This is a genomic window from Porphyromonas sp. CAG:1061 (assembly GCF_000435035.1).
Taxonomy (GTDB): domain Bacteria; phylum Bacteroidota; class Bacteroidia; order Bacteroidales; family Porphyromonadaceae; genus Porphyromonas_A; species Porphyromonas_A somerae.
Window position 1 is genome coordinate 1,716 of sequence record NZ_HF988866.1, and the last position, 3,082, is coordinate 4,797.

Sequence of the window (3,082 nt, forward strand, 5' to 3'; positions counted from 1 at the left end):
AAACCAACAAGAAACTAGCCATAGTTTACGCACTTTCGGCACTTCCGGTACTTGCCTTCTTGGCACTCGGTACTCAGATGGTTACTATCAAGCAAGCCAAAGCAAGCACCATCACAGAAGTGGCTCCGCCACCGACCAAAGACAAGGTCTTCGAAAAGCTAGATAAAATGCCAGAATTCCCTGGTGGAGGAAAAGCAATGATGCAGTGGCTCAGCCACAACATACAGTACCCTAAGGATGCGATAGATGCCAAGATAGAGGGGCGTGTAGTGGTATCATTTATTGTCGAGAAGGATGGCTCCATCTCCAATGCGGAAGTAAAGAAAGGGGTGTACGAATCACTAGATAAGGAGGCTCTAAGAATAGTCAATGCCATGCCTAAGTGGAAACCTGGCATGCAAGCTGGGCAACCTGCAAGGACTCGTTTTTTCGTGCCAATCAACTTCAAGTTTGCACAGCCTGCAGTGCAAGAGGGAAAGGTCTTTGACTACCTAGATGATATGCCTGAGTTTCCAGGAGGGCAAGCAGCAATGATGCAGTGGCTCAGCCAAAATATACAATACCCAAAGGAAGCTGTTGACGGCAATATTGAGGGACGTGTGATCGTCTCATTCATCATTGAGAAGGATGGCTCTATCTCCAATGCCAAAGTAACAAAGGGCGTGCACGAGTCACTAGATAAGGAGGCTCTAAGAGTAGTCAGTGCGATGCCCAACTGGAAACCAGGTATGCAGGATGGTCAACCAGCAAGATGCCAGTTTACTCTTCCAGTCAGCTTTAAGTTTGCCCAGCCAGCAGTGCAAGAGGAAAAGGTCTTTGAGTACCTAGATGATATGCCTGAATTCCCAGGAGGAGGAAAGGCAATGATGGAGTGGCTTGGCCAAAATATCCAATACCCCAAGGAGGCAGTTGATGCCAAGGTTGAGGGGCGTGTGATGGTCTCATTCGTCATAGAGAAGGATGGATCCGTCTCCAATGCCAAAGTCATTAGGAGCATAGATCCGTTACTAGACAACGAAGCGCTAAGAGTGGTCAATGCCATGCCCAACTGGAAGCCAGGTATGCAGGATGGCCAGCCAGTAAGAGTCCGCTTTACCATCCCTGTCAGCTTCAAGCTCCCTAAGCCTGCCACAGCACCCACCAAATAACCTCAAGTAAATGAAATGGGCTAGACCATCCGATGATGATCTAGCCCATTCACTTATGTATAAATCAGCTTACCTAATACGCTGGTAACCGAACTGTGCTACCTCACCAAGCTCCTCCTCAATACGGAGCAACTGGTTGTACTTAGCCATACGATCGGAGCGGCTCATAGAACCAGTCTTGATCTGACCAGAGTTGGTTGCCACAGCGATATCAGCAATAGTGGCATCCTCAGTCTCACCAGAGCGGTGGCTAGTAACAGTAGTATAGCCATGGCGGTGTGCCATATCAATAGCATCAAGGGTCTCGGTAAGGGTACCGATCTGATTCACCTTGATGAGGATAGAATTGCCACACCTCTCAGCGATACCACGGCGGAGGAAGTCCACATTGGTCACGAAGAGGTCGTCACCCACCAACTGGCACTTGTCGCCAATAGCCTCGGTAAGTAGCTTCCAGCCCTCCCAGTCGTTCTCGCTCATACCATCCTCAATAGAATCGATTGGGAACTTATTGATTAGCTCTACAAGATAAGCAACTTGCTCCTCACGATTACGCTTAGCACCATTTGATCCCTCAAACTTAGCGTAGTTGTAGATACCATCCTCATAGAACTCGCTCGAAGCACAGTCAAGAGCAATAGTCACCTGTTCACCAGCCTTGTACCCTGCAAGATCAATAGCCTTAAGGATACAACCCAGAGCATCCTCAGTACCATCCAGAGCAGGGGCAAAACCACCCTCATCTCCTACTGCAGAGCTAAGTCCACGATCGTGGAGTACCGTCTTAAGTTCATGGAAAATCTCCGCACCCATACGAACTGCCTCCTTCATGTTGGTAGCTCCGATAGGGCGAATCATAAACTCCTGGAATGCGATAGGGGCATCAGAGTGGCTACCACCATTGATGATATTCATCATTGGGACTGGTAAAATGTGTGCATTGGTACCACCGATATAGCGATAAAGTGGCATACAAAGTGCATCAGCAGCAGCCTTAGCCACAGCTAGTGACACGCCTAGGATCGCATTAGCACCCAGCTTGCTCTTAGTAGGAGTACCATCAAGATCAATCATCATCTTATCGATCAAACGTTGATTGCTTGCATCGGCACCAATCAAAGCAGGTGCAATAATATTATTGATATTCTCCACAGCCTTTGTCACCCCCTTACCAAGGTAGCGTGACTTATCACCATCACGAAGCTCCAATGCCTCGTGCTCGCCTGTAGAAGCTCCACTTGGCACAGCTGCCCTACCAAAGGCACCACATGCAAGTGCTACGTCTACTTCAACCGTGGGATTTCCGCGAGAGTCAAGAATCTCTCGTCCATGAATACTGATAATCTCCATAATCTCTTTTTTACCTAATAAGTTTATAAACCTTCTTACTTACTTTTCACCCACAAAGATACATAAATAATTCCCTATTCGCTGATTAAGGAAGTGAAAAATATAGAATTAATCCCTCACATAGAATGTTGCACGAAGTGCCTTTCTCGCACATTGGCTTCAAATGTGCTGAGACTTTGCACGAAGGATGAAATGCAAGGCCTGAGGATGAGGGCAAGGTGCACGTAGGGCACCAAGGCCCTAACGGGCCGAAGGGAGCGTACTCACGTACGTGACCAAGACCGAACTCCGAAAGCAACTTTATGTACCTTGGCATCCTTACGGAAGCCTAGGCGTAGCAGATCGCCTTCGTGCAACAGTCTCATAAAAGTAAAAGAGGCTAACTTCTTATGAAGCTAGCCTCTTTTCAATTAGTTGCGGGGATAGGGATCGAACCTATGACCTTTGGGTTATGAGCCCAACGAGCTACCACTGCTCCACCCCGCGATTTCTAAATGCAAAGGTAGTATTAATTTTCGACACTAACAAATCCTTGCCCCTTTTCCCTCTAAAAAGAGAATGTTGCACGAAGTGCCATTCTCGCA

2 protein-coding genes and 1 tRNA gene are annotated in these 3,082 nt (G+C 47.7%); 1 reads left to right on the forward strand and 2 read right to left on the reverse strand.

Features of this window, described 5'->3' with window-relative positions:
• The coding region (locus tag QVO39_RS01800) for an energy transducer TonB (RefSeq protein WP_288171511.1) at positions 1 to 1,148 on the forward strand (1,148 nt) is incomplete at its 5' end.
• Between the two features lie 69 nt (positions 1,149 to 1,217).
• Here QVO39_RS01800 and eno read toward each other — a convergent pair.
• Positions 1,218 to 2,498, reverse strand: coding sequence for a phosphopyruvate hydratase (eno, locus tag QVO39_RS01805; protein ID WP_021902767.1), 1,281 nt, complete (start codon positions 2,496 to 2,498; stop codon positions 1,218 to 1,220).
• Positions 2,499 to 2,912: 414 nt separating this feature from the next.
• Positions 2,913 to 2,984, reverse strand: a tRNA-Met gene (locus QVO39_RS01810).
• Positions 2,985 to 3,082: the final 98 nt, after the last annotated feature.

What these genes read in the sequence shown, in the direction of transcription:
- eno (WP_021902767.1), bottom strand. Translation starts at nt 2,498, where the DNA reads ATGGAGATTATCAGTATTCATGGACGAGAGATTCTTGACTCTCGCGGA.